This window comes from Ruminococcus sp. YRD2003 (genome assembly GCA_900109435.1).
In the GTDB taxonomy this organism is placed as follows: Bacteria; Bacillota; Clostridia; order Oscillospirales; family Ruminococcaceae; genus Ruminococcus; species Ruminococcus flavefaciens_G.
Window position 1 is genome coordinate 1 of sequence record FNZT01000014.1, and the last position, 24,629, is coordinate 24,629.

Annotated in this window: 22 protein-coding genes and 1 pseudogene; 11 read left to right on the top strand and 12 right to left on the bottom strand. The window is 38.8% G+C overall.

What is annotated here, in order from left to right:
- Both BMX22_RS16530 and BMX22_RS12165 read left to right on the top strand, forming a co-directional pair.
- Nucleotides 1-649: pseudogene (locus BMX22_RS16530) on the top strand (type I restriction endonuclease subunit R); the annotation flags it as partial.
- 614 nt (nt 650-1,263) lie between these two features.
- Complete coding sequence (locus BMX22_RS12165; RefSeq protein ID WP_074742707.1) at nt 1,264-2,337, top strand: Fic family protein; 1,074 nt, start codon at nt 1,264-1,266, stop codon at nt 2,335-2,337.
- A 46-nt stretch (nt 2,338-2,383) separates the two neighbouring features.
- On the opposite strand, the gene BMX22_RS12170 is transcribed toward BMX22_RS12165, so the two are convergent.
- The 6 genes from BMX22_RS12170 to BMX22_RS12195 form a co-directional block, all read right to left on the bottom strand.
- The gene (locus tag BMX22_RS12170) at nt 2,384-2,731 is read right to left on the bottom strand and encodes a hypothetical protein (RefSeq protein WP_074742708.1); all 348 of its coding nucleotides are present in this window, start codon (nt 2,729-2,731) and stop codon (nt 2,384-2,386) included.
- 5 nt (nt 2,732-2,736) lie between these two features.
- Nucleotides 2,737-3,471 (bottom strand): relaxase/mobilization nuclease domain-containing protein, encoded by a 735-nt coding sequence (locus tag BMX22_RS12175; RefSeq protein WP_074742709.1) that lies wholly within the window; start codon nt 3,469-3,471, stop codon nt 2,737-2,739.
- A complete protein-coding gene (locus BMX22_RS12180) occupies nt 3,471-3,809 on the bottom strand; it encodes a hypothetical protein (protein WP_074742710.1) in 339 nt (112 codons plus the stop codon). The genes BMX22_RS12175 and BMX22_RS12180 overlap by 1 nt, the downstream gene beginning before the upstream one ends.
- Nucleotides 3,810-3,948: 139 nt before the next feature.
- The gene (locus tag BMX22_RS12185) at nt 3,949-5,322 is read right to left on the bottom strand and encodes a DNA primase family protein (protein ID WP_074742775.1); all 1,374 of its coding nucleotides are present in this window, start codon (nt 5,320-5,322) and stop codon (nt 3,949-3,951) included.
- Nucleotides 5,323-5,345: 23 nt separating this feature from the next.
- Nucleotides 5,346-6,569, bottom strand: a complete 1,224-nt coding sequence (locus tag BMX22_RS12190; protein WP_074742711.1) for a tyrosine-type recombinase/integrase — start codon at nt 6,567-6,569, stop codon at nt 5,346-5,348.
- On the bottom strand, nt 6,562-6,777 hold the full coding sequence (locus tag BMX22_RS12195) for a helix-turn-helix domain-containing protein (protein WP_074742712.1): 216 nt from the start codon (nt 6,775-6,777) through the stop codon (nt 6,562-6,564). The genes BMX22_RS12190 and BMX22_RS12195 overlap by 8 nt, the downstream gene beginning before the upstream one ends.
- Before the next feature lie 233 nt (nt 6,778-7,010).
- Between BMX22_RS12195 and BMX22_RS12200 the strand changes: the two genes are divergently transcribed.
- Entirely contained in the window at nt 7,011-8,897 is a 1,887-nt protein-coding gene (locus BMX22_RS12200) for a hypothetical protein (RefSeq protein WP_074742713.1), read from the top strand.
- Between the two features lie 847 nt (nt 8,898-9,744).
- On the opposite strand, the gene BMX22_RS12205 is transcribed toward BMX22_RS12200, so the two are convergent.
- From BMX22_RS12205 to BMX22_RS12230, 6 genes are all read right to left on the bottom strand, one after another.
- Nucleotides 9,745-10,548 (bottom strand): hypothetical protein, encoded by an 804-nt coding sequence (locus BMX22_RS12205; protein ID WP_074742714.1) that lies wholly within the window; start codon nt 10,546-10,548, stop codon nt 9,745-9,747.
- Nucleotides 10,548-11,150 (bottom strand): hypothetical protein, encoded by a 603-nt coding sequence (locus BMX22_RS12210; protein ID WP_074742715.1) that lies wholly within the window; start codon nt 11,148-11,150, stop codon nt 10,548-10,550. Before BMX22_RS12210 ends, BMX22_RS12205 begins: the two co-directional genes overlap by 1 nt.
- Before the next feature lie 153 nt (nt 11,151-11,303).
- Nucleotides 11,304-12,980 (bottom strand): ATP-dependent nuclease, encoded by a 1,677-nt coding sequence (locus BMX22_RS12215; protein ID WP_074742716.1) that lies wholly within the window; start codon nt 12,978-12,980, stop codon nt 11,304-11,306.
- Nucleotides 12,981-13,001: 21 nt separating this feature from the next.
- Nucleotides 13,002-13,985: a restriction endonuclease gene (locus BMX22_RS12220; protein WP_074742717.1), complete on the bottom strand. Its 984-nt coding sequence runs from the start codon at nt 13,983-13,985 to the stop codon at nt 13,002-13,004.
- 82 nt (nt 13,986-14,067) lie between these two features.
- Nucleotides 14,068-14,310 carry an SPASM domain-containing protein gene (locus tag BMX22_RS17065; RefSeq protein ID WP_074742718.1) on the bottom strand — a complete coding sequence of 81 codons (243 nt, stop codon included), beginning with the start codon at nt 14,308-14,310 and terminating at the stop codon, nt 14,068-14,070.
- A 644-nt stretch (nt 14,311-14,954) separates the two neighbouring features.
- Nucleotides 14,955-15,683: a histidine phosphatase family protein gene (locus BMX22_RS12230; protein ID WP_074742719.1), complete on the bottom strand. Its 729-nt coding sequence runs from the start codon at nt 15,681-15,683 to the stop codon at nt 14,955-14,957.
- A 175-nt stretch (nt 15,684-15,858) separates the two neighbouring features.
- Between BMX22_RS12230 and BMX22_RS12235 the strand changes: the two genes are divergently transcribed.
- From BMX22_RS12235 to BMX22_RS12270, 8 genes are all read left to right on the top strand, one after another.
- Nucleotides 15,859-16,227, top strand: coding sequence for a PD-(D/E)XK nuclease domain-containing protein (locus tag BMX22_RS12235; RefSeq protein WP_318259739.1), 369 nt, complete (start codon nt 15,859-15,861; stop codon nt 16,225-16,227).
- Between the two features lie 364 nt (nt 16,228-16,591).
- On the top strand, nt 16,592-19,663 hold the full coding sequence (locus BMX22_RS12240) for an ATP-binding protein (protein WP_074742720.1): 3,072 nt from the start codon (nt 16,592-16,594) through the stop codon (nt 19,661-19,663).
- Nucleotides 19,664-19,673: 10 nt separating this feature from the next.
- A complete protein-coding gene (locus tag BMX22_RS12245; RefSeq protein WP_074742721.1) occupies nt 19,674-20,567 on the top strand; it encodes a hypothetical protein in 894 nt (297 codons plus the stop codon).
- A gap of 2 nt (nt 20,568-20,569) precedes the next feature.
- Nucleotides 20,570-20,974 (top strand): hypothetical protein, encoded by a 405-nt coding sequence (locus BMX22_RS12250; RefSeq protein WP_074742722.1) that lies wholly within the window; start codon nt 20,570-20,572, stop codon nt 20,972-20,974.
- Between the two features lie 63 nt (nt 20,975-21,037).
- Nucleotides 21,038-21,802 (top strand): vWA domain-containing protein, encoded by a 765-nt coding sequence (locus BMX22_RS12255; protein ID WP_074742723.1) that lies wholly within the window; start codon nt 21,038-21,040, stop codon nt 21,800-21,802.
- 108 nt (nt 21,803-21,910) lie between these two features.
- On the top strand, nt 21,911-22,378 hold the full coding sequence (locus tag BMX22_RS12260; RefSeq protein WP_074742724.1) for a hypothetical protein: 468 nt from the start codon (nt 21,911-21,913) through the stop codon (nt 22,376-22,378).
- Nucleotides 22,375-23,085: a PP2C family serine/threonine-protein phosphatase gene (locus BMX22_RS12265; RefSeq protein ID WP_081349201.1), complete on the top strand. Its 711-nt coding sequence runs from the start codon at nt 22,375-22,377 to the stop codon at nt 23,083-23,085. The genes BMX22_RS12260 and BMX22_RS12265 overlap by 4 nt, the downstream gene beginning before the upstream one ends.
- Nucleotides 23,066-24,526 (top strand): protein kinase domain-containing protein, encoded by a 1,461-nt coding sequence (locus tag BMX22_RS12270; protein WP_074742726.1) that lies wholly within the window; start codon nt 23,066-23,068, stop codon nt 24,524-24,526. The genes BMX22_RS12265 and BMX22_RS12270 overlap by 20 nt, the downstream gene beginning before the upstream one ends.
- Nucleotides 24,527-24,629: the final 103 nt, after the last annotated feature.

The following is a 24,629-nucleotide window of genomic DNA, read 5'->3' on the forward strand; positions in this document are numbered from 1 at the left end:
TGTTACAGACAGATACAACCTCAAGAATTCTGAGGAGCGTTACCAGTTCCGCAGACTTGTCCGCAGCTTCATCAAGTGGTATGGCTATATTACGCAGGTTGTCAGGATGTTTGATACCGATATGCACAAGGAATACCTGTTCCTGAGTTATTTGCTTCGACTTCTTCCGAAGGAACCAGACACTCCTTGTGACCTTGAAGGTAAGCTGAAGCTTGAATACTATAAGCTGCAAAAGACTTTTGAAGGTGCTATAGAGCTTCAAGACCTCGATGGTATGTACATTCCCGCCAAGCAAAAAGGCGGCGAAGGCAAGCAGAAGAAAACGCCTCTTGACGAGATACTCGATAAGATAAACGAGAAGTACAAGGGAGAATTCACGGATTCAGACAAGGTCATGATCGATGCCCTGCACCAGAAGCTTAAGAAGAACCCGAAGCTTTTCAACTCTGCCAAGACAACCGATCCCGTTATCTTCACAGAGAGTATCTTCCCACAGATCTTCGGAGACACGGCTATGGAGAGCTATACAGAGTCACAGGAAAGCTATGAATCGCTCTTCACGGATAAAAACAAATACAACGCTATCATGAGCGCTCTTGCAGGCGTAATATACCGAGAGATGCGTATGCAGAATCCAAACAACCAGTAAATGCAGAGCCGCCCTTCAAGGGCGGTTCCTTGTATCTGTCTTTACTTTTCATAGTAGCTGTGCTATAATAATGGCAAATACATTTGGAGGTGTCTGCTGTGTGTACCTGGTTCTATGCTGATTATAATGTACACCAATTTGTACACCAAATTTTGACAAAATTGTTCAACGATTCTTAGCCATTCAAACCTTGGATTACCCGAAATATAGAACTTTGTAACACTCTGTGATACAGCGTGATATATACTCTGCAATCCTCATAACCCGAAGGTCGTTGGTTCAAATCCAGCCGCCGCAACCAACGTAATATAGGCACTTTCGAGCAATCGAGAGTGCCTATTTTTTATGCCAAAATGAGTAAAATACATCAACCGTACATCAACGCGGTTTAGTTTTGCTCTATATATCGCTGAGAATCACTGAGTGTTTTTTGGAGTTTTTGAACGATATTGCGGAATTTGTTAACCGTGGTTAACAAATTTTCTATAGATCACAAATGTTGCTATCAACATCGAAAAGAATACCAGATAAATTGAATAGTTCTGTTTTCTTGATTATATATAGGAATTGTGGTATAATACTAATAGTGAATTCAGTTGTATAGGAGGATCGGTATGGAACAGGAACACGACTGGCAATATGACTTAGATGAATACATACGTCAGGGCGAGCCTGACCGTTCAAAGAAAAGTGCTGCGTGGCAGACTGCGATAGGCCTGCAGGACGTTGACGGCCTCCAGACCTCGGAATACCTGCTGGAAACAGCCAAGGAGCATATTGAGGGAAAGATCGACATATCCACTGCACAAAAGCGGATCTACAGTTACTATGAACAGCGAGATGTTCGTATGACTGTTGAACAGGATACGATGGAGGCGGACATTGTAGCAGCTCACATAGCCGAACTTCTTGCTGAGAAGACCTTCCAGTTCTCACCGGCAGAGCTTCAAACCATACACCGCAGACTTTTCACAGGCGTGTTCAAGACAGCTGGTCAGTACAGAACATATAACATCTCTAAGAAGGAATGGGTGCTTAACGGTAAGACGGTGTTCTATGCCTCGTTCGACAGCATCCGTGATACCCTCGACTACGACTTCGGTCAGGAGAAAGCCTTCTCCTATGCGGAACTTGATGTAGCTCAGTCGATAAAGCATATTGCAAAGTTCATATCCGGTATCTGGCAGATTCATCCGTTCTGTGAAGGAAATACCCGTACCACAGCCGTATTCATGATAAAGTACCTGCAAACCTTCGGATTCAACGTAAGCAATCAGGTATTTGCCGATAATTCATGGTACTTCCGTAATGCTCTTGTCAGAGCGAACTATAACGATCTCCAGAACGATGTTCATGCAACAACTGAGTTCTTAGAGATGTTCATCGAAAATCTGCTGACAGGATCCTCTCATGAACTGAAGAACCGATATATGCATATCGAATATACGGAGTCAGCCCAAAGTGCAAATGATAATGTTTCAAAGTGCAAAAATTGCACTTTGGAAGAACTTGCTATACTTAGGGAAATCTCAAAGAATCCTTCTATAACCCAGAAGGAGCTAGCAGAGGCAATCGGTAAATCCGAGCGAACTGTTAAGACCAGAACGGTTGAGCTTCAGAATAACGGCTTCCTGCGCCGCAAGAACGGTAAGAGAAACGGCCTGTGGGAAGTGCTTGTAGAGTTATAATAAGATTATATAGAAAAAGCGCCCACGAGTGGGCGCTCTATCGAAATTATTCTTCGCTGTATGGAATATCAATAATATTCGACTCCATAACATCATCAAATGATAAGTTCAGTTTAACTATTGAACTGATACCTACTGGAGCTTCTATTCCACGACTTTTCAAGTCCGTGAACAATGCATCTCCGATTTTTGCATTATAAGCTTTTTCACTCGGTGGAAGTGTGTCAATGCTGTTGACGAACTCAGAGACCTGCTGAGGGCTCCAACCACTCGGCACTGTCATATTGACTTCTTTTCCGAAGTCAATATAAAGACCTGGTGTTGTTGAGTTAACCGAAGGAAGCTGCTCAGCATTGACCGCTGGGAGTTCCTGATTATTCTTAGTATTATTCATATACTTTACCTCCTGATTGTTTTTATAACTTTTTTTAGATACGAATTTCTTGCAGGATCATTCGCACTGAAATAGTAAGAATAGGGTGTGTATCCGCTATTCTGTCCTCTTGTAGTGCTCTTTGCTATTGGCATTGACTCCGAGGGATCATCGCATAAATCCGCCAAAGCGCTTGCCTTATCAGCCATAATTTCATCGAAGAGTTCGAGGCAGTCAAAGCCTTCGCTCAGATTATGAGCTACAGATTCTAACATTGAATCGTCGGACTGACGTATCTGATCAAGACCGTAATCCGCCAAGATGTGGTTACAATGAAGCTTCAGGCGATTTAAATCGCTTTTGCTCTGGCTGAACTTTTTTCCATTGCGATAATTGACGCTGTTTACCAACAAATGCAGATGTCTGGTATCCGTATCAAGGTGAAGGCTGATTATGACCTGATAACCTTTATCATAGTAATATTTGGCTATTTTGCGACCGATCTCAAGATAGTCGTCATTGCTAAGGTCATTACCGACAGGAGTGATTGAGATTGTAATCTGTCTGAACTGCCTCCCGGCAGTCTTCTGATTTGCTACCTTGACTGCCTGGAATTCGTTGAGATAATCATTTGTAACGAAGCCAAGGCCGGCGATGTATTTACCACCGCCAGTCTTAAGCTTGTCGTTAAGATACTCAAGAAGACTTTTAGTATCCTTCAGAGTTTTTCCGTTTACGTTAATATCTTTTGCTATTGACATCAATCCTCACCTTCCCCGGAATCGCCTGATTTGAAGTCGATGAGCTCCTTAGCTATAGCCGTAAATTTTGTTGAAACTTCGCACAGCTTAGCATATGTTTTCTCGAAAAGCATTTCGGAGACCTTTCCGTCTCTTTCAGCAGCACGAAGGTGGTCACCGATCTCGATAAGTGAGCGGGATATGTATTTGGAATTGTCGAGGATTATTATGTCCTCTTCTGAGAAAATACGACGTTTTGCAAAGGTGGTCTTGTCGGTGTTTGCTGTTTCTGCGAGACGAGTAAGCTTCTCGTCCTCATCACCGTACATTTTCATCTGAAAAGTCTTGTAGTCTGCCATATAGATTACTCCTTTATATTTAATTTGATTTGCTTCTGTACTGTCAGTACCAAGCGGAATCTTGCCCTTTATATCATTACATACTTACGCTCGAATCCAGTCGTCTCTCGGCCTATAGCCAACATTTCTGTAATTCATTTTACTTTACCTCTTTTTCATCATCAGGAGCATTGAGCTCCTCTGCTGTCTTAAGCCTCAGCCCCTTGAAGCCCCAGGCTCTTTTGTTGCGTGGACCGACCTTTTTATAGTCAATACTTGGATCATAGGCGAGCACGCTCTCCTTGAATTCTGCCTTTTCAACAGGATCGAGTGCGTTTTCAACGCACGACAACTTATATGCTTCGTAGAGCGCAGCTGTTGAAACTGAGCCAGCCTCATCAACAACTGTACGGTCATCCAGGAAGTCATCAACGGAGTGAAGAGCAGCGATTCTGCTTTCGAGATATGCCTTAGCTTTTTCACTCATACGGAAGTCGTATCCTGACTCCACAAACTCCTTCAGAGTTCTTGCGGCCAATGAGAATACAATGTCGCGTTCCTGTTCAAGCTTCATAGAAAGCTCCTTGTCCTGCTCTTCGGGAGGAATACTATATTCAAACGGAATGAACACCATACGGCGATATAATGCCAAATCAGGGTTCTTATAGTTGTAAGGTTTGTTCGACGCAAAGAACAACTTCGCTGTAGGGACGAACTGCACGGGATTCTCGCGGAGCGCTCTTGCACTGATGCGCTCGCAAGCAACAATAGATTTAAACATTTGCTCGTTATCCATCGCTTTCGAGCTGTTATCGTATGAGATATTTAACTTCTTGCCGAGAAGCTGTACCACGAAATATCCATTGGACAGCTGCTGGAAGTTGATGTTGGAAACGAGCTCGGGAGCCACGGCATTGCTGAGAAAGTTCAGGAGAGTGGATTTTCCGCCGTCTGTATCGCCAAAAAGGAATATCGCCTTCTTTACGCCGTTTAATGAGGAAATGCCAAAGCCTAACGATATCAGTATACACTGTAAATTTTCAAGCCCGGCTGAGGTCTTGATAAACTTCATAAAGTTCGGGCAGTCTTTTTCGGTACAGTGTTCGACATAGTTGACGTTGAGAACGTAGTCGAATATCCATTTACTGCGATCTGTGGTGAATTCACCGGTGAGAATATTGAGTACGCCGTTCTTGAAGTTTATGAGGTATTCCTGCGCTTTATATACCGCTTCGATACTGAACTGAAGGGCAAAATCTTCTGCGAGGCGCTTGGCGACCTCAGCGATAATTCTGCTGCCGACCTCATATCTGTCATTTGGATTGATTAAGTTGCGTATTACTTTCAGCAGATCCACGCGACTTATCTTCTGCCAGTGCGTCTTTACGTTGATATATGCCGTCTCTCCGTCAAATTTGAGGATTCCGAGTTTACTGATATCTCTTGTGAGCTGAGTTGACACGTCCTTTTCGGTAATGCGAATAAGCGTAATACCTGTAAGGACTGCCGTAATTAATAACGCTATTGCAGCCATAAGTTTTCCTTTCTGCGGGGGCATTACGCCCCCGACTTTAGATTATTATTTAGAGTATTATGTACCAGCTCCGACATAGCTGCCTGAGCCTTTGCCCGACCTTCGAGGTCGAGCGATACATATACCTTTGCTGTGAACGAAGTGCTCTCGTGTCCCAATATATCGCTGAGATATGGGAGAGGAACACCAGCCTTTACTGCCTGCGACGCATACGTATGACGCAGACAGTGAGGGTGAAAGTCCACAATGCCGATGCTCTCGGCAACACCCTTTAGCTTTTTACGAACCGTTCCTGGATCGAGGTAATGACCGAGCTCGTTTGCGACGAGCCACGGATTATCCTCGTAAGTACCATACGACTTTGCAGCCTGCTCCTGCTGCCACTGAATATGTGCAAGCACATTCTTAGCGACTTCAGGAAGCAGTGGAATCTGCCTCTTACCCTTTGATGTCTTGGTCTCCTGAATCCTGAGAAGTGTCTTCGGTTCGCCGAATTTAGCTTCAAAATTTGTAATACGATTGAGCGACTTTGATACATTTAAATAGTATATACCATCATCGCAGCGTACGTCACCGTGCGTAAGGGCACAGCATTCTCCGAGCCTCAGACCACAGAACAGCATCATGATCAGCGCTATCTGGAGACTGTCACCATTCATTGCTGCTACGAATCTGCCTATTTCCTCCTCTGTCAGTACCTTTATCTCGGGCGTAATGACACGGGGAAGTTCAACGAAATCGGCAGCGTTATGATAGATGAGCTGACGTCCTACGGCATGCTGTAACGCTTTGTGTATCATATTTAACACATTGCGTATTGTCTTGGCACTTAGAGGCTGCTCTGGTGTGTCCAAGTGTCCAGTGTTTTGCAGGTATAAGACAAATTCTTGAAGATCATCGGTAGTCAGGTTCTGGAGCTTGACGTCCTTGATTTTGTGACGCTTAATGTGGCGTAGATAGCCAAGATAGTTCATACGGGTGCTCTCGCGGATAGAAACTGAGCCGAATTTCTCGAGCCACTGCCCGAGGTACTCACCAAATGGTTGGTCGGAGCAGAGCACCGGTTTTCCGGCGCTGATTTCTGACTTGATCTTGGAGAGCCACTCGTCTGCTTCCCTACGTTTGCGGAACTGGCGATATATCCGCTTTTTAGTTCCGTCGGGGAGAGGGACGTGAATTGTTGCCCGCCACTTACCATTTGCTAGTTTCATGATAGAGCCCTCGCCGTTGGCTTTTTTCTTACTCACTAAGCGCACCGTCCTTTTCAGGATCAAGACCGCCAACAGTTTTCTGAGTCAACCACTCGGCAAGAGCTTCAGCCGGATATAAAATCCGGCGGCCTACTCGTATGTGTGGTATCTCACCGCTGCGGGTCAGCTTCCGAACGGAGGACAAGGATAAGCCTGTCCTCTCGGAAACCTCTGCAGCATTGAGACAAAGCGCAGTTTTGTTCATGCTATATAATCATCTCCTATTCGATTTTCAAGTTTCCGATATCGGTAATTATATGATAACATATCAAATTATTTTGGAAAATTCTTCCAAAAAGGAGAGAATATATCTATTCATAGGTAAAAAAACGTGCCAAAAACGAATTTCTGCGTCGAGGTATATTTGTTACAGTTAATTACAAAGAGATTACATTTTGATTACAAGACTTCTATATATTTAATCGAGGAGAATGAATCATGCCAGATATAAGAAAAGATATAAGAAAAATACATTTAGAAAAAATCATAGATGCTATTTTCCCGAAAAAGTGCAATATGGTAGATGTGGTAAAGAAGCAGGTAATCATAGGCAATGGAAAGTATGCAAATAAGTGTTCTTTCCGTGAAACCGATAAGGAATACTATACCAAACTTTTTAAGTATACATTTATAATAGAAGGAACGACGTTTGTAGACAAGAAACTTAATAAATACAGGGACTTTAATAGAAAAACTGCAGTTGGGAACGCTATAGCTTATCTTGAATCTTTGGGAATCGTAATCAAATGTACTTTATACTGTGAAAGTGAAAAAAAGTTGTTAGCACGATTAGTTTATCAAATACTTGAAGAGATACTGTATGTAATGTTCTCCTTTGGCGAAGATTACAATGAGAAAAAATATATAAATGATCTGGATAAAATAAAGAAACATTATCACAGAGAAATTATTAGTAAAGGTCTAATCCAATTGATATATACCAATGCACACTGGAGTGATGTTGATTTTTATTTTGTGAACAAAGATTGCAACGATTGTCTATTGATAGACAATGGATCAGAATGGCGGAGTTTCTATAATATATCTTATATCGATACAAGATTAAAATTATTGATCAAGCCTTATAATGAAACGGATATTCATAATAATAGTAGTATACATTTTGAATGTAATAAGATTTATGATTTGCAAGACAAACCAGTTTTTTTTAGAGAGGAAAAAAATCTTTATTTAGATTTTTTACATTTAGATGATGAGTTCTTTGTACCTAACCGATTTTGTTACTGTACTACTATAAAAAGCAGAACAAATGGAAATGAACATGAATCAGGCGAAGTCGAAAAAGATAAAACAAATGAATATGTTAATGCTGACGTAGATAAGGAACTGGTTTCTTTAGGCAAAGAGTATGTGAACCATGAATCAAAATGCGTTAGTGCAGAATTAAATCAGGCACTTATGTATTTGAGGCAAAAGTATTGTTCTGACCGAAAGCAGCAATACATGAAGAGTTTTTCAAATATAGTTGAGATTATAAGCATATTATTGCGTACTAATTATAGAGAATTATATTCTGATGATTATAATTTCTCGAATACAGTGTTTAGTACTGGATTTGAGCAGTTGACTTATTTTTTTGAAGATAATAAAATAAGCTATTCTAAGAAGGAAGTCAGTATCATTTATAGATATCTGCTAACTGTGTGGTTAGATACGCTTCGTAGTCAGTTAGAATTATTCAACTTTGAAGAAATGTTTAGTTTATACTCCGCCAAAGATGAAGACAAATATTATGCGAGCATTATAGATAAGAACAGAATAACGGTAAATCGCTTTAAATCCTTAGAGACTTTGAATACAGCTGATGGGCATTATAATTCTTTTTGTGCTAAAAATCGTGCTTTGATTGATGATTTTAATACTAAAATAGTATACGATGTTTACGAGTCCTTCGAAAAGATAATAGCTGTAGACCAGCGAAAAGTGTATTCTCCTTTTAAAATGCTGAAAGAATCTGTAAAAGGTTTTCAAAATAGACTTGATTGGAATGTACCTTATTATTTGAGGATAATCGTAGTCGATGGAAAAACTGAGCATATATTTGCTGATAAATTACAGGGATATGGTCATGTAGGAGACAAAAAGACTGTAAATCTTATACAAGATGAGAAATACTCAGTAGAAGGCTCAGATTCTATTACTTTAGGCCTTAATGAGAATATTGTTGAAATAAAATACATATTGAAAGCTGAGTATGTTCAAGAGCAGTCCGATGAAATAGATCTTAATAATACTGAAGTTGTATTAAAAAAAGCTCACAATTACATTATCGCATTTGAAGCGTTATGGAAGCGAGCAATTTGAGGATTTATTAGAGGAAAAAGACGTTGACGTAATCGAAATAAAACGCAAATCAATACTGTAAGATTTAAGAAAATCGTTTGATCACATAACTTGAGAGAAACCTGTCAGATTAACTGTGCAGGGAATATCGGATCTGAATAAAACAAAAAGCTCCATGTGCCATTAACACATGGAGCTGAATCTACAAAGTGAAAACCAGTTACATAAATTATAATGTTATGATTGTTTTGACAAAGTCCGAAAAATAGCCATTTTTCGTATGTCATCTTTTTAGTCATGAACTTACAGAATTTTGGCACTATATTGCAAAATATAGTGCCTTTTAATTTTGCCTGAATATAGGCTTATATTGCTAACAAAGAACTGCTCGCAGGATGGATTTTACATTATCTTGCGAGCAGTTATGTTTTTTGATTATATGCTGATTTTTGATTTAGTACACCAATTTTACACTAATTGAAATATTGAACTAAAAGAGTGGAGAACAAGCAACATGAGCTCGTTAACTCTGGTTAACATTATAACAATGAGACAATTCATATAATAAGGGATCGTAAATGGCAGCCGCATGGCTGCCGTATTATATATCAATTGTTTCGTTGATCGGTATTGCTATTTTGAAAGCTAGTTGTCTATTCAGTTCTGAATATATTGACTTGCCTATTTATAATCTCATTAGATAATCCTTGAAGAGCAGACATGTAAAATGTGAAGGCCGTCTTCAGTGGAGATGCTTAGAAAAAGCTCGGTCTGGAGTGCTGCTTCGTCTATATATCGAGAGAAGTAATGTTTAAGTGTATGGTTTATATTTGATAGCAGATGACTATGCCTTCTGGTGCAGCCTTTTTTATATCAGTATTTTTTTCACCCATTCCAACAATTCTTCTGACTCATACACCACAAGCTCCTGCCAGATGCCACTGTAATACAGCCCTCCGCTTTTGGCAGAGTTTTTCTTGTTGCCGTATATATGTTCGGGCATGAGAAAATCATACTCTTTCCATGTTGCTCTGCCTTTACCTTCCATAGTCAGTACACGGTCATTGCGGAAATCAAGCGTTCCGCAGCCTTTAAGCGACGGTGCGAAGGACAGCGTTTTTGCAGGAAGATACAGCGTATTGTTGTTTTTTCCCAATCTTTCTTCCGATGCGTGAGGGTGCCAATAGTATTCGGAGATCTTTTCAGGCATGGTGAGTATTTCTCCCACCTGCATATAGCCGTAAATGATATTCATATCAGCACAGGTGTAAAAATCAGCGGCATTTCTTCTGACGTATCGGTAGCCTCTGTCAGTTTTCTCAACATGGCGGAACCAACCGAAAAACAGAAAAATATCGCCCACACTGACACCTGCATTTGAAAGCAGACCTTGCGCCGCGCCGATTTGTCCAAAGGCTGGCGACCAATCATCAATTATCGAGATTCTGTTATTGCGAATATCGGGATCGACATGACAGCCTGCATAAGTCTTTTTGGGGCGCAGGTTTGAAAGAAGTTCCGAATATGTAATACCATTCCAGCACAGGTCTGAATATCTGTCCTTATCATTTGAAGGGATAGGCATAGAAAGCAGCGTACCATCTGGCATTATAGGGCTTGCACAGCCACCGTTTGACGCATCAAACCCTTTTCTTGACAGTATTATCTTCACTAGCAGCCACCACATTTCTTTTTTAACGGATTAGTCGGAAGGTGTTTTTTGCCGTCACGATATTTTTGACATTCAGCAACGATCAGTTCTGCGACCTCGCCTTTATAGAGTTTTGTTTCACGAAACTTTGCATTGTATTTATCGACCAGTTCATCGAACACTGCGTCTTTTCCGAGATAAGTGAAGTCATCCGATAGCAGAACATATTCCCCTGCAATATCACGGATATTCTGCTTTTCATCAACGTGAACCCCCTCGTTCCAAAGATGATGATTGCGAACAAGTTTACCGTCGTCAAGACTATAAATACTGTCCGTTCTGTTCTTAGACATTCTGCTGAAATATTCGTACATGGTAACAATATTGGTTATCCTTGCGAGATAGAGGAACTTGTTTTTGTACGTGCCAAGTAGATATATATCATCGGTCTTGTGATCCGCTCCATCACGCATAGCACCGACCCGATACCGCAGACCTGTATGAATAGGCTTACCGTTTCTTATTTGCCCGCCTTTGCAACAGGCAAGCGACAACAGACCATCTTCCACGCAGGGAGCAAGTCCGGTGTCTGAGGTTAGTCTATATATGTAAAGGTAGGTCATTAGATCAACTTCCCCCAGTCAAGTAGAATATTATCAAGAAAAGAACTCGTTTTGGAGAACTGCATCGACTAAATGGTGAGAGAAGTGGTGTTTATATTTGAGCGTTTTACGACGATGCCTTCGGGTACAGCCTTTGATTTGTTTTTTAAACAATTATTCTTTTGAATTCCACTGTTTGATTATATTACTTAATTCGATAACCTTATCTTTCAAATCAAGAATATTACTTGTGTCTTCATCAGTTATTGAAGCTATGACTTTGTGAGCAAAACTAACTTTATCGAACTTTGATTTACCAATTACTTCTTTTATGTAGCTCGGGAATAACTCATTTCTGCCACATTGTTTTGAGAGGTTACTATCAAAAGCGGTATTTATTGCTTGAAAAGGAATATAATTCTCAATTTCTTTTCCTTGTGTTATCCAACAAAACATACCAACTGACTTGAATTCATCTTTAATTCTTTGCTTAGTTACATTGATACCTTTTCTTTTAACGCATATATCACTGTCGATCACAATGGCAGAATTCCTGTTCGTAGAAAGAATATTGATAAGATTATCATCTTGGCTATTCGGATTTGCGGTGAAATGTGATAAGATTCGACCGCCATAGTATAGAAATTGATAATCTACGCCCTCAACAAGATTGCTATCCCCCCATAACTCAAGCCAATGTTTTATGTATACTTTATCAGAAGGTCCTTCAACCCAAATTATACCGTTAGACTGGAATAGATCACTTGCTCTCACATCAAGGTCTTGAAGTATTTCGCATTTTGTAAGATAATCTTCTACTTTGGTAATTGAAGACTTACCATTTTCTTTAATAATATGATATAACTGAGCTTTTTCCTTATCAGAAAACATATTAATTGCAACATGAGAATGAGTCGTTAATAGTATGGTAGTATCATTATCAATGCTGAAATGATATAGATATTCAAATAACTTTCGTTGCAAAGCAGGATGAAGATTATTTTCAAGTTCCTCAAAAGAAAAAACGATGTTTTTATAGTTGATGTTCTGAGATTTAGCCGTGCAGCCTATTATGCAAGGCATAACTAAAATATTCAATAAAACAAGTATAATAGTTTTTAAACCGCTACCCATCTTTGATAATGGAAATCTGTTTTCATTCTCATGAAGAAAAACTTCCCATTCTTCATTATTTTCTTTTTGAATAGTGATATTATCGTATTTTGAATCAGGATACATTATCTTATTAAGTGCATCCAACACGTTTACTCGGACAAGCTTTTCATCACAATTTGCATAGTTTAAAATATGAAGAATTACATTTGTGGCACCTGAACCATTTTCAAATAGAAATAATTTTTTGTCTTCTTGTTCTGGTAAGATATTTCTTTCTGCATTCAATCTATAATGCTTAATACCACAAATTTTTCTATTGAAATCATCAACAATCGTTTCAACGCTTAATTGATTCTGATTGAAAATAGTTTCATCTCCATTATAATTAAACTCCCTTTTTATAGATTTCTCTACGAATACTGATTTCATTTTAAAACTAATGATCTTATCTATAAACTGATTTTTATCTGGAATTATAATTGAGCGAGCACTATAATTGGATTTTCTCATCATCAAATCAAAATCTTTGTCTTTAATTTTATAATCTATTTGAACCTTAGCATTACCAATACTGATTTTGTTATCAAATATGGATTGTAACACGTCGATGCAACTAGATTTACCACAATTATTTTTTCCAATGAATACATTTACGTTTTTAAGATTAGATATATATGAGTAGTCTTCGAATGATTTATAATTCTTGAATTTTAGTTCTTCAAATTCCGGAAACATATTTCCTCCATGCTTGTTTTGTTAAATTTTAACGGGTATATACACCATCTTCAGCGGTATCATTTTTCTGTACTTCTCGCTAAGACTGTCATAATACTTCAGTATCAGATCGACCAGCTCTTTGCCATTGATGCCACGAATAATAGGTGTGTTGTCGAGGTATTTCTGAGCCTTTTTAGTGTAATTAGAGAGTGTCACAAACAGGCCATAATCACCCTCACGCATAGCACCTTTCAGCGACTGTATAGTGGTCTCCTTAATATCACTGTCCTGGCTCTTGACCTGAACAAGTATCCTCGGCGGCAATTCGTCTTTATAGGCGGTAATATCTATACCACTGTCACCACCATGGGGAGAAATGGTAGTCCGATATCCCATAGCGCTCAACAAATCTGCTACAAATTCTTCAAGGTCGTAGCCTTTAAGTTTTCGACTCAGTTCTTTAAGAATGTAGTCTCTTGTGTTTTCAATGATTTCATCTGCCGTTGCTGCAACAGTTTCATCATCGATGGTATCAGGCGAAATAGTAACTTTGAAGTTCTTATCTAAAGTCGCAAGGAACTCATCAGCATAGTTCTTAACTAAAAAGAGAGACATAGCCGCCCCGAGTTCATATAGCGCTCCCTGTGAAAAAGCAGTTCTCGGAAGATGCTTCAACCATTTCACCTTACGCTGCTGAACGTAATTTTCAGTATTGGGATTGTATATGTAGTCGCTCTCAACAGTTCCGATATTGATCTCTCGATTGCTCTTTGAAGGGAATACAATATAGTCACCAATCTGAACTTCATGTGCAAATCTGTATAGCATACCTGCGCTTGTAGCAATCCCCATTTTCTTAGAATTGGGATATGTCACGATATATTTTTCCTTGAACGCATCACGATTAGGATTAATCTTACTGAGATCACCTACCTCATTCCAGCCGATAGCTATAACATTACCTTTCAAGAATAGATTATCGTCAAGGGTATGAATTCCCCATATTCGTGTTTCTTCTGACATGGTTTAACACCTCACATTATATTGTGTCATGTTTTATCGTATATTAAAAACCAATTCCATTACTCAAATAATATTTAGGTTACTAGAAATGGTTATAATATTCATCTTTACCTCTCATCAGTGCATCATATGAATGATTCTTCCAAATTATAGGGCAGCCACCATAGCAGGAATTAAGGTATTCACAGGACTTGCAGTTGTCAGATGGATACTGTTTAAGCCTGTCGATTGTAGTTCGATAAACAGTATTCTGAGCTGCTTCTTCAAATTCTTCATACGATGAAAAGTCTGTTCCTAAACGTCCCATTTTGTTCTCAAAATGCATATTGCATGGTATCAAAAAACTACGTCAAATTACAAGGAAAGAATTCCCCAAATGTGTTTCATGTGAAGATAGAGGATATTGTAATGTATGTATGATGTCAAATTCAAATGAAAACAGCGATGCTGATGCCTTTAAAATAAACGAATATCACTGTGATGTGGCAGCGTTGCTACATAAGAAGGTCAATTCATATCTAAAAGAAAAATGGCACCAACTTTGATATACTTAGTTTAAGGAGAGAAAAGTGGTATGGAAAAAATCATAATTAAAGATGCTTACGAAAACAATTTAAAGCATATTGATATCGATATACCATTATACGCCTTTACTTGTGTAGTGTTTCATATTCTGACCTCCTGTCGTCTGGAAAAACCATGTACTGTGAATGATTGCGTTATATCCATTATACCATAATCCTTCCATTTCATCAAGTCAATACGGGCAAAAAAATAGCGGCTCACCGAAGTGAGCCGCAAGTGCATCAGATTGCTTCTTCTTTTGTTCTGTCCAGTTCGTGACGGGCGTTTTCCATCTCATCTATGCGGAGACAACCCAAAATGCAACCGATATTCTTTCAAAGTGCAAAAATGGCACTTTGAAGCGACAGACTGTACGTAAAACACATCGAAACGCCAGCTCTTTGGTCAATCATGTCTTTGTTCAGTATTGCTGAATGTTTCGCAGAAGCGACCTGCAAAGGCAGGAGGTTCGCCGTTATTATTCAGGTGAGAAACGTCACCGAAAGCGGTGACACGGAAATACGCTATACCCTCGCGGCGTTCTTCGGTGCATACTGTTGTCACTAAGGTTGGAGCTGCAATAAAGCCGTGCCAGAGCAACATTGGTGAGATACCGAGAAGATGTCCGAGCATTACGCACTGGACTCCGAAATGGCAGAACAGTGCAATAGTGTCTTCATTCGGACAAATGGCATTATAGTAATTGCCGTTTCTTTCATATCCGTGTTTAGCAAGTAAAGAATCAAGTCCGTTTTGTACATAGGTGATACCGTTACGCATATCTGCTTCAGCCATAACAGGAACGTCTGTCCATTTCTCTTTGTCGTAGTATTCGGGAACAGACGTCCAGTTCTGAGGCAGCATATCCCAGGCAATGCGGCGCTGACCGTCCGGTCCGATAATAAGGCTGCGGTCAAACTCATGGAGCCAGTCCAGAGTCTCTGCTGAACGTCCGCATTTTCTCAGAGTATATTCCGCAGTAGCCTTAGCCCTCCCAAGCGGAGACACATAATAAGCTGCGATATCCATAGGGGCAATACGCTCGGCAAGCATTTCAGCCTCTCTATGACCTTTTTCTGTAAGCGAGTCGATAGTATAGTCAGGATCACCGTGTCTGATAATCAGCAATTTCATAGTATTCTTCCTTTCTTGTTTTACCAGGCATACAATGTAGCTTTGTGATATACGCATATTGATTTCATTTTTTGAATAGCTTTATCGTTCTGAATACCTGTTCGACAGTATCGGAAAGATTACGATAGGCAGTAGTCTTATCCATAGGGCAACTCTTGAAGGCAATGCTGAAAAGGTGGCAAAACTTATTTCAGACAGCCATAAGGAGAATACCTCGATATTGCAGTATAACGATGAAAACTCGCTTGCCTGTGTGCTTTCAATTGCTTATTATTCTGCTCGGAAGGACTACATCGTACATCGTGAAATGCCTACAGGTGACGGTTTTGCTGACCTTGTATTTATACCAAGAGTAGGACGGAAGCTCCCTGCTATGATAATTGAACTCAAAAATGGTCAGTCCGCTGAGGAAGCTATCCAGCAGATAAAGGATAAGGACTACCTCCATAAGATAAAAGAGTATACCGGTGAGGTGCTGCTTGTTGGTATCAATTACACTAAGGGCAAGTCTCATACCTGCATAATTGAAAAAGTGAATGTATAAAGAATTATCTCCGGACTGCGTTGACTTGCGGTCTGGAGATTTTTTATTTTAGCTTGAAATATATAAGTTTATCCGACTAATAAGAGCCTTTGCTCAACTTTTATAGCTGAAAGTGCAAGATTTGCAAATTGTTGAGTAAATCTGAAATCATTAGTAATATAATAAAGTCAGATATTTCTGTTATAATTTATAGCAAATGTTAAAAAGCAAAGGCGTTTTAGTCGAGCTATTTGTTGATAAAATACACAATTTTGAGCATTTATAATTGTTTATGTTGTTTGTTGACAAATATGTGTGCGAATGATATAATTTATTTATAAGTGTATTTGTTATTTTTATTGTTATTGGAGGAAGTGAGTAGGCATTGTCAGAGAATGGAGTTGAAAAGAAAGGCTCGTGTATTGATTTCTTACAGGATTTCAATAATTATTATCTTACTGATACTGCGAATATGAAGGTTAAGGCGTTCCCTTCGTTTCATATTTCTGATATTGTTCTATATAGGGTCAACCGTATTACCTTTGAGGATAAAGCTCCAAGAAAAGAAGCACTCGAAAACGTAATCAGCGCAATGCGAATAGAAGGAGCTAATCTCTTTTATCTTATTCTAAGTAATGGTTCAGAGGTTAATTTTTATTTTGGTGTTGCCCGTGACCTATATAGACTTTCTGATAAGCTTGAAATGTCAATCAGTTCTATAGGTGAAAAGGTTCTATGTTCAAGTATTACCGGAAATTTCCGCGGAAGTATTGTTGAAAAGGTCGAGCCAATCGAAACAAGACGCATAATATCAAGGATAACTCACATGGAAAATTGTGCTGTTATTGAAGGTGTTCCTGGTATCGACCAGAATAAGGAGAATTTTCAGACGGTTGATCGTCTCGTTGATGTTATGTGCGGTGATACGTTCGGAGTTCTTGTAATTGCAAGTACATACTCTGCTGAGGAGATTTTTGAAGTTCAGAGAAACCTCGAAAAGCTTTACACTGAGCTCTCTCTGCTTGTAAAACAATCAATTCAAGAGGGAAGCAGCACACAGGAATCTTCATCATCTTCTGTAACAAAAGGACAAAGCAATAACGTCAGTGTTGGTTCTTCAACCTCTGAACAAACTGGTTCAAGTGTTACTAAAGGTGAAAACCACTCAACATCAAAATCTATTTCAAAGGGAATTTCGTCAAGCTCCGGTGAAGACGGCGAAACGAACGGAACAAACTCTGGTTCATCAGAGGGCTCAAGCTCCGGTACTTCAACTCAAAAAGGTGAGAGCCAATCAAAAAGTGTTCAGAAGTCTGAGAATACTTCAAAGGGAACATCTGAATCAGATTCAAAACAGAAAGGTACATCTCAGGGCAAGAATAAATCATGTTCCTATGAAAAGTATAACAAATCTGCAAAAGATTGGATTGAATATCTCGATAAGGTTATCTTTCCGCGGCTTGATTACGGAAAGGGAAAAGGCATGTTTTCATGCTGCTCTCTCTTGATGGCGTCTGGAAAAGGTCCGCTGCGAAAGCTTTCAAATACGTATATCTCTCTTTATTCAGGAAGCGAGGGAAATCGTGTTCCGCTCCGTTGCAGAGACATTTACATTGGCGATGAAATTTTTAATGCGTTGACGTTTTTTCAATTGCCTGTTGTATCAAATATATCAGCACATAGTAAGCGCGAGGAGTATGCTCGTTCTGCGCTTTCACAGAATATTTCGCAAAAGGAATATGTGTTTGGAAACTGGTATTCAACTGATGAGCTTAGTCTTGTTATCGGTCTTCCGCAAAAGGAAGTTCACGGTATGTCTCTGAGAGAAGAGATAGAATTCGGTCTGAATTACTCGAAGGATACTTCAATGAAGAAAGATGGCTTCGTTATTGGAGACCTTGTCGAGGCTGGAGTTGTATTAGAAAATACTAAAGTATCTTTTGATAGAAAAATACTTAATAAGCACGTTTTTGTTACAGGAGTTACCGGAAGCGGAAAAACTACAACTTGTCAGAATTTGCTGCTGAAAAGTAATCTGCCGTTTCTCGTTATTGAACCTGCCAAAACAGAGTACAGAATACTTCGTTCTAAGCTTGATGATATTATCATTTTTACTCTTGGAAACGATGTTATAGCTCCATTTAGACTGAATCCGTTTGAATTTTTTGCACATGAGAGTATAACTTCTCACGTTGACATGGTAAAAGCAAGTATTGAAGCTGCATTTGATATGGAAGCTGCTATCCCGCAGATAATTGAGCTTGCAATTTACCGTGCATACGAAAAATGCGGCTGGAATATTGAGACAAACCAAAATGATATCTATGACAGTCTGGATATAGACCCATTTGCTGAAGGCTCAACAGCTTTTCCGACATTGTCAGATGTTATAGCACAGGTCGATGGTGTTGTTGATGAACAGGGATTTGCAGATAGACTGAAAAGTGATTATATTGGTTCTATTAAGGCGAGACTTCAAAGTCTTACTCTTGGCGCAAAGGGTCAAATGTTGAACACCTACAGGTCAGTTGACCTTAAAGAATTGCTGCATAAAAAGGTCGTTCTTGAGATTGAGGAGATAAAAAGCGGCAATGAAAAAGCCTTTATAATGGGAATCGTCATGGCGCACCTAAATGAAGCTATCAAGGCAGAGTTTTATAAAGACCCCTCATTTAAGCATATAACTCTTATTGAGGAGGCGCATCGACTTTTATCTAAGCCTGTTGCCGGAGATGACCCTAACAAAAAGCATGGTACTGAAATGTTTGCGGATATGCTGGCAGAGGTCAGAAAATATGGTGAATCATTGGTCATTTCTGACCAAATACCGGATAAAATGATACCTGAGGTCTTGAAGAATACGAATACTAAGATAGTTCATAGACTGTTTGCCCAAGATGATAAAAATGCTATAGGCAATACAATGGCTCTTACAGATGAACAGAAAAATTTCCTTTCATACCTTGACGTAGGAAGAGCAGTTGTGTTCTCGCAGGGATATGAAAAAGCGATACAGGTTCAGATGACTCAGGCAACAGATACTTCGTCAGAGGTTTTTGTATCTCAAGATGTGATACATAAGGATTCATGCAAATATCTGTATGAGCACAGAAAAAATGGCGTGATACCGGGTTTGCAGTATATCAACTTGAAAGAAGATGAAATGGATTATTTCCTGAAGCTTCATAGGTCAATTATTCGCGACTTTGAAAGCTGTATCAGGAGCAAGGTGATAGACCGAAAAAGCGTTTCATGCCTGAAAAATTTTGTTAATCATTATGGCTTGAAAAACAGTGCAGATTATTTTGCGTTCAGATATGGCGGTATTCGTGGGCTAAAAATCTCTTCTAAGGTTGAGAGCTTTTTACAGCTTATGTGTATTACTGACCCCTCTGAATTTGAACAGAAAAGCTTTAAAGCTAAACGTGAAAAATACAACGATATAATAAGAAAGTGAGTGTATTTATATGTCATTATTTGATGGAGTTAGCAATTTTTTCAGTGCAGTAACTTCGTTTGTATCATCTGTTACTGATTCTGTGAGAGGATTCATTAACGATGTTTCAGATGTAATTGCAAATGTTATTGAAGAGTTTGAACCAGCAATAAATCTGATATGCATTGCAACAACTGTCGCTATTATGATTCTTTTCCCAGAGCTAGATATTCCTGCAATAATTGGAATCGTCGCAACGATTAGTGATATGGTATCTAAGATAGCTGATATGACTATGGACGAGCCTGTAAATATTGACCCCGTTGACCTCGCTGTTAGAGCAGAGCTTTCTGATAAAAAACCGGAGGATTTTGATAGCTATAATGACTATATCAAGCACCTTGCAAATGATATAAAGTCTGATAAACTCAAGCTGGAAAACCTTTCAGGCCAGGAAAAAATGGGATATTCGCTTGTCGGACTTGCAATTAGAGAAAAACAGATTAATCAGAATTCTAATATGGAAATTCAGCCTGAGACCTATGTTGATGCTTACAAAGCTAATATGACTGCCGAGGAGCTTGCTGAAATGATAGGTATTAATTCTGAAAAATTAGAAGAAATGCCACGTCTTGGTGATTATTTTGAAGGTGAAAAGCTCGATTCAGAAAAGCAGTCACAGATGCGTGAGAGCCTTCACGATGCAATATCAGCTACATCTCCCGAAATGAGTGAAGATGAAATTGATGAAAGAATTTACGATTTGAAGGAGAACTATCTCACACCAGATGAGAAAATTGAAGAAACAGAAAAGACTGATATAAGCGATTGGGCAGAAGAAAAAACTTCCGATTCTGCCAGTGATGAAGGCGTTTTTGATAATGGAATTGAAGAAGAAGCTGCCAATAATGAAGCTGGTGATTGATTATGCCTGTTTTTTCGTATGCCTTTATCCAGAATGGTGAGCGCCTTTACAGTTTTCTGAGAAGAAACTTTGAAGGAAAGCCTTACTTTGATGATGTGCTTTTCTATGAGAAGAATTACCTCAACGTGAAGGATAATGAGATTTGGAAGCTTTGGAAGAATGAAACATCGTTCTGTTCAAGTATTGATAAGGTTGATTTTGTATTTGTTGTTCCTGTTGATTCAAGCTTGAATATCAAGCATAGTGTGCATTTTGAAAGTACATGGAGCAAGTCGGCAATTGAAGAGCTTCTTCGTCAGAAGGTCAAGAATGAGAATATTTCCGGCACTATTGATAACAAGCTTTTTATCAAAGGAAAGGAATACAGAATACTGCGTTATTCGTCAAATACACTTCCAGATAACTAAAAATATCTGTAGGGTGTATGCGGCAAAGTGTATATTATAAAGTATAATGGAGGGTTTTAAAAAATGGCTTTTGATTTAGGTAAGTATAAGGATTCTATTCCCGAATTAAAGAAGCTTCCGGTTATTCTTCTTCTCGATGTAAGCGGAAGTATGTCAGGAGAAAAAATCAAGGCGCTTCATACTGCAACATTAGATATGATAGATTCGTTCGTTCAGCAGGAATTGAAGGAAACTGAGATTATTGTTTCAATCATAACATTCGGAAGAAGTATTAGTCTTCATGTTGGTGACGAGAAGAAACCCTATGTGCCGATAAAGCAAGTTCAAAAGGACGGCATAAGTGAATTTACAGCAAGTGGAGGTACTCCGATAGGTGTTACTCTAAAACTAACTAAGGATTTGATAGAGAAAAAGGAAACTACTCCTCCCAGGTCGTATCGTCCAATCGTTGTATTGGTTTCAGACGGACAACCGACTGATGACTGGCGTGAGCCTATGGAAGCTTTTATAAATACCGGAAGAACAGCCAGCTGTCAGAGATATTCTGTAGCTATCGGAAGTGATGCGGACGAGAATGTATTAAAAATGTTTGCTCATGATGAAGATGCCTTTGTACTTGCGGCTGATGCAGGTTCGCTTTCAGATAGATTCAAAAAAATATCCACACAGGCTATTGATAATGAAAGAAAATCTCGCATTGCACCGAATAAAAACGATGCAGCAAAAGAAAAGTCTTCAAAGGAAGCTGATAAGAAAGAATCTGAAAAGAGTCAGGGAGGTCTTAGCAACGGAAATCCGTGGGGAACTGATTTTGATGATCTTGATTGATTTGAAGTTACTTTATATGTTAAGCGAAAAGCCCAAGCTATATATTTTATGATTTGCTCACCTCTCTGATATTATATTGGAGAGGTGTATTAGTAATTGGAGATATGTATGGAACGTGATATTTATGTTGTTGCAGATTCTTCAGGAAGCTTTAATGAGTGCGGAAAGAATTATTTGCAGATTTATCTTTTAGACGCGATAGTTAATGCTCTGGAAAGTCAAACTATAAAATGCAATACAGAATTCAGGTATGTGTTGTGGAATACTGAGATGTCAGAGTATACTCCTGGTTCGATGTTTAAATTTTCAGGTAGGGCTGAGTTGAGTACGCTTGAGAGCTTTATATCAGATATAAACGATGGCTCTTTAGTGATACTGCTTTCAGATGGCAATTATGATGGGGATACTATGATGCTGCAAACCTTGCTCAAAATGAAGAATATCATTTTTATACCATTTGCAGTTGGTGCAGATGCAGACGAAATCTCTTTGAGAGTTTTGACAGATGATATGACAGTTTACAGCACTGCTAATCTTATAAGTGTTATTAAAAAAATAATCTTGGAGAATGTATGATGGTTTATGGCGGAGTGTCTTTGAAAGGAAAAAATCACGATATCAATCAAGATAGTTATAAGGTGCATTACGAAAATGGTTTTATTGCCGTTGTTGTATCTGACGGAGTAGGAAGTAAGCCGAATTCTGAAAGAGGTTCAGAGCTCTTCTGCGATATTCTTATCAGTGAGGCAAAAAAATGCAGTATGGCTGAGGTTCAAAGTGTAGCTTTTCTTGAGAGAATACAGAAAAAGTGGCAAAATGAGCTGAATACAGACAATATAAATGATTATTGCTGCACTGCATTATTCTGTATTGTCAAGGAAAAAACTGCTTATTTGGCTCAATTAGGAGATGGTATCGTCGGTGTAGCATCTCATGATGATACTGTGATTCTTTTTGATGACAAGATGTGCAATTTTTTGAATGAGACATATTGCCTTTCCAATCATATCGACTTAGATAACTGGAAAACTTGCACCTGCAATGTTGGAGAAAGCTTTGGAATTGTTTTATGTACTGATGGTGTGGAGATTTTTCCGCCCGCCTCTGAAACATATAAGGAATTTGTAATGGATATCTATGAAAGCTATGCAGCTATGGACGTTAATGAGATACAAAATGACATGAAAAAATGGCTGAATGATATCCTTTGCCAAGATGACAAAACTATTGCTTTTTTCTTTTCTATGGAAGGGGAGAACGAAATTGAAGACTTCGCAGACTAATAACGAGAATTCTGAGCAGGAAATATCATTATGCTTTAATGATATATATGGATATGAATACAAGACGAAAGAAAAAATTCAAGAGGGCGGACAGGGTGCCGTATTTCTTGCTTCTGAGAAAGGAATCGCATTAAAGCTTGCTTTTGGCGAAAATAAGAGATTTCTTGATAAAAATACATTATCTGAAAAAGAAATAGCAGAAAAAAACAAGGAGTTTTTACGATTAATTCTTCTTCCTCTGCCTCCGAATACTAATATTACTTTGCCTGTTTCTGTATTCAAAGATGCGGTTGGATATACTATGCGTCTTATGGAGGACATGACATCGTTTGAAAAACGCTTTATGGCGGAGCGAAGTGATACATCAAAAAGTAATTACACGAATGACTGGCTTGAAGAAACATTTTCTGATAGTAAGGATATAAAGTCACAGTTTGCGGATTATATCTATTCCGGAGGCGCAAGAGGTCGCCTTCATGCATACTATCTTTACTCGTGTGTTATTGCAAAAATACATTCGCAGGGACTTGTTTATTGCGATATTTCGGATAATAATGTTTTCATTACAGAGAATGAGCATGATTTTGAAAAGGACCATGTATGGCTGATAGATGCTGATAATCTGAACTATCAGTCTGAAGCCTTGAAAACAAGCTATTATACTCCCGGTTATGGCGCTCCGGAGGTTTGTAGCGGTAAAGGTGCATCTTTTAATTCTGATTGTTATGCTTTTGCAGTATCGTTATTCTGGAGTTTGGTGATGAATCACCCGTTTAAGGGAACGGCATATGAGAATTATGATGGAACGCTTAATGAAGCAGATGAAATGCTTGAAAATGGCGATTTTGACTTCGTTCTTGATGAAAACGGCGAAAATATAATAATGGGAATATATCAGCCTATTTGTGAAAATGTTCTCAGCGATGGACTAAAAAATGTATTTATGAGAATGTTTACTACAGGAAAATTTGACATAAGAAAAAGACCTTCAATGATGGAAATATCAGATGCTATTGCTGATTCGTTAGATAATTCTCTCATGTGTTCTGCTTGTGGTATGCCATATCGCAATGACGAGGAAAAGTGCCAATGCTTTTGGTGTGGAAGTATTAATAATGTGCTGAGCATAAATGCTTATTCCGCTGAAGAAAGAAACTGCGGAAGCTTTAATCGCGAAATTGCAGAAAATAATACTATAAATATACCAAGCCGAATAATCAGAGGAAATGATGTTTTCAATACTGATAATATGCTCATGTCTGTTAAGCTCAGTGATACCGGTATGGATATAGTGGCTCTGAATAATGATATTTTACTGTATATCAGCGAAAACAAGCAAAGAATATACGGCTCTTATGAGCTTGATAAAAGAAAAGTTAGTTTACTGGCACATGATACAAAATGCGATAAAGAATATTGTTTGGAGGTTGAGATACTGTGATCAATTTGGATTTGCTCTCAACAAATAGTGAGTGTACTGTTATAAACCTGAAATGCCATGTGAATAGAATAACTAAAAAATCGAATGATGTGTGCGAGAAGCA

Excerpts from the sequence above, each read along its gene's own strand:
- BMX22_RS12165 (WP_074742707.1), top strand. The coding sequence starts at position 1,264 with ATGGAACAGGAACACGACTGGCAATATGACTTAGATGAATACATACGT.
- BMX22_RS12170 (WP_074742708.1), bottom strand. The coding sequence starts at position 2,731 with ATGAATAATACTAAGAATAATCAGGAACTCCCAGCGGTCAATGCTGAG.
- BMX22_RS12175 (WP_074742709.1), bottom strand. The coding sequence starts at position 3,471 with ATGTCAATAGCAAAAGATATTAACGTAAACGGAAAAACTCTGAAGGAT.
- BMX22_RS12180 (WP_074742710.1), bottom strand. The coding sequence starts at position 3,809 with ATGGCAGACTACAAGACTTTTCAGATGAAAATGTACGGTGATGAGGAC.
- BMX22_RS12185 (WP_074742775.1), bottom strand. The coding sequence starts at position 5,322 with ATGGCTGCAATAGCGTTATTAATTACGGCAGTCCTTACAGGTATTACG.
- BMX22_RS12195 (WP_074742712.1), bottom strand. The coding sequence starts at position 6,777 with ATGAACAAAACTGCGCTTTGTCTCAATGCTGCAGAGGTTTCCGAGAGG.
- BMX22_RS12200 (WP_074742713.1), top strand. The coding sequence starts at position 7,011 with ATGCCAGATATAAGAAAAGATATAAGAAAAATACATTTAGAAAAAATC.
- BMX22_RS12210 (WP_074742715.1), bottom strand. The coding sequence starts at position 11,150 with ATGACCTACCTTTACATATATAGACTAACCTCAGACACCGGACTTGCT.
- BMX22_RS12215 (WP_074742716.1), bottom strand. The coding sequence starts at position 12,980 with ATGTTTCCGGAATTTGAAGAACTAAAATTCAAGAATTATAAATCATTC.
- BMX22_RS12220 (WP_074742717.1), bottom strand. The coding sequence starts at position 13,985 with ATGTCAGAAGAAACACGAATATGGGGAATTCATACCCTTGACGATAAT.
- BMX22_RS17065 (WP_074742718.1), bottom strand. The coding sequence starts at position 14,310 with ATGCATTTTGAGAACAAAATGGGACGTTTAGGAACAGACTTTTCATCG.
- BMX22_RS12230 (WP_074742719.1), bottom strand. The coding sequence starts at position 15,683 with ATGAAATTGCTGATTATCAGACACGGTGATCCTGACTATACTATCGAC.
- BMX22_RS12245 (WP_074742721.1), top strand. The coding sequence starts at position 19,674 with ATGTCATTATTTGATGGAGTTAGCAATTTTTTCAGTGCAGTAACTTCG.
- BMX22_RS12250 (WP_074742722.1), top strand. The coding sequence starts at position 20,570 with ATGCCTGTTTTTTCGTATGCCTTTATCCAGAATGGTGAGCGCCTTTAC.
- BMX22_RS12255 (WP_074742723.1), top strand. The coding sequence starts at position 21,038 with ATGGCTTTTGATTTAGGTAAGTATAAGGATTCTATTCCCGAATTAAAG.
- BMX22_RS12260 (WP_074742724.1), top strand. The coding sequence starts at position 21,911 with ATGGAACGTGATATTTATGTTGTTGCAGATTCTTCAGGAAGCTTTAAT.
- BMX22_RS12265 (WP_081349201.1), top strand. The coding sequence starts at position 22,375 with ATGATGGTTTATGGCGGAGTGTCTTTGAAAGGAAAAAATCACGATATC.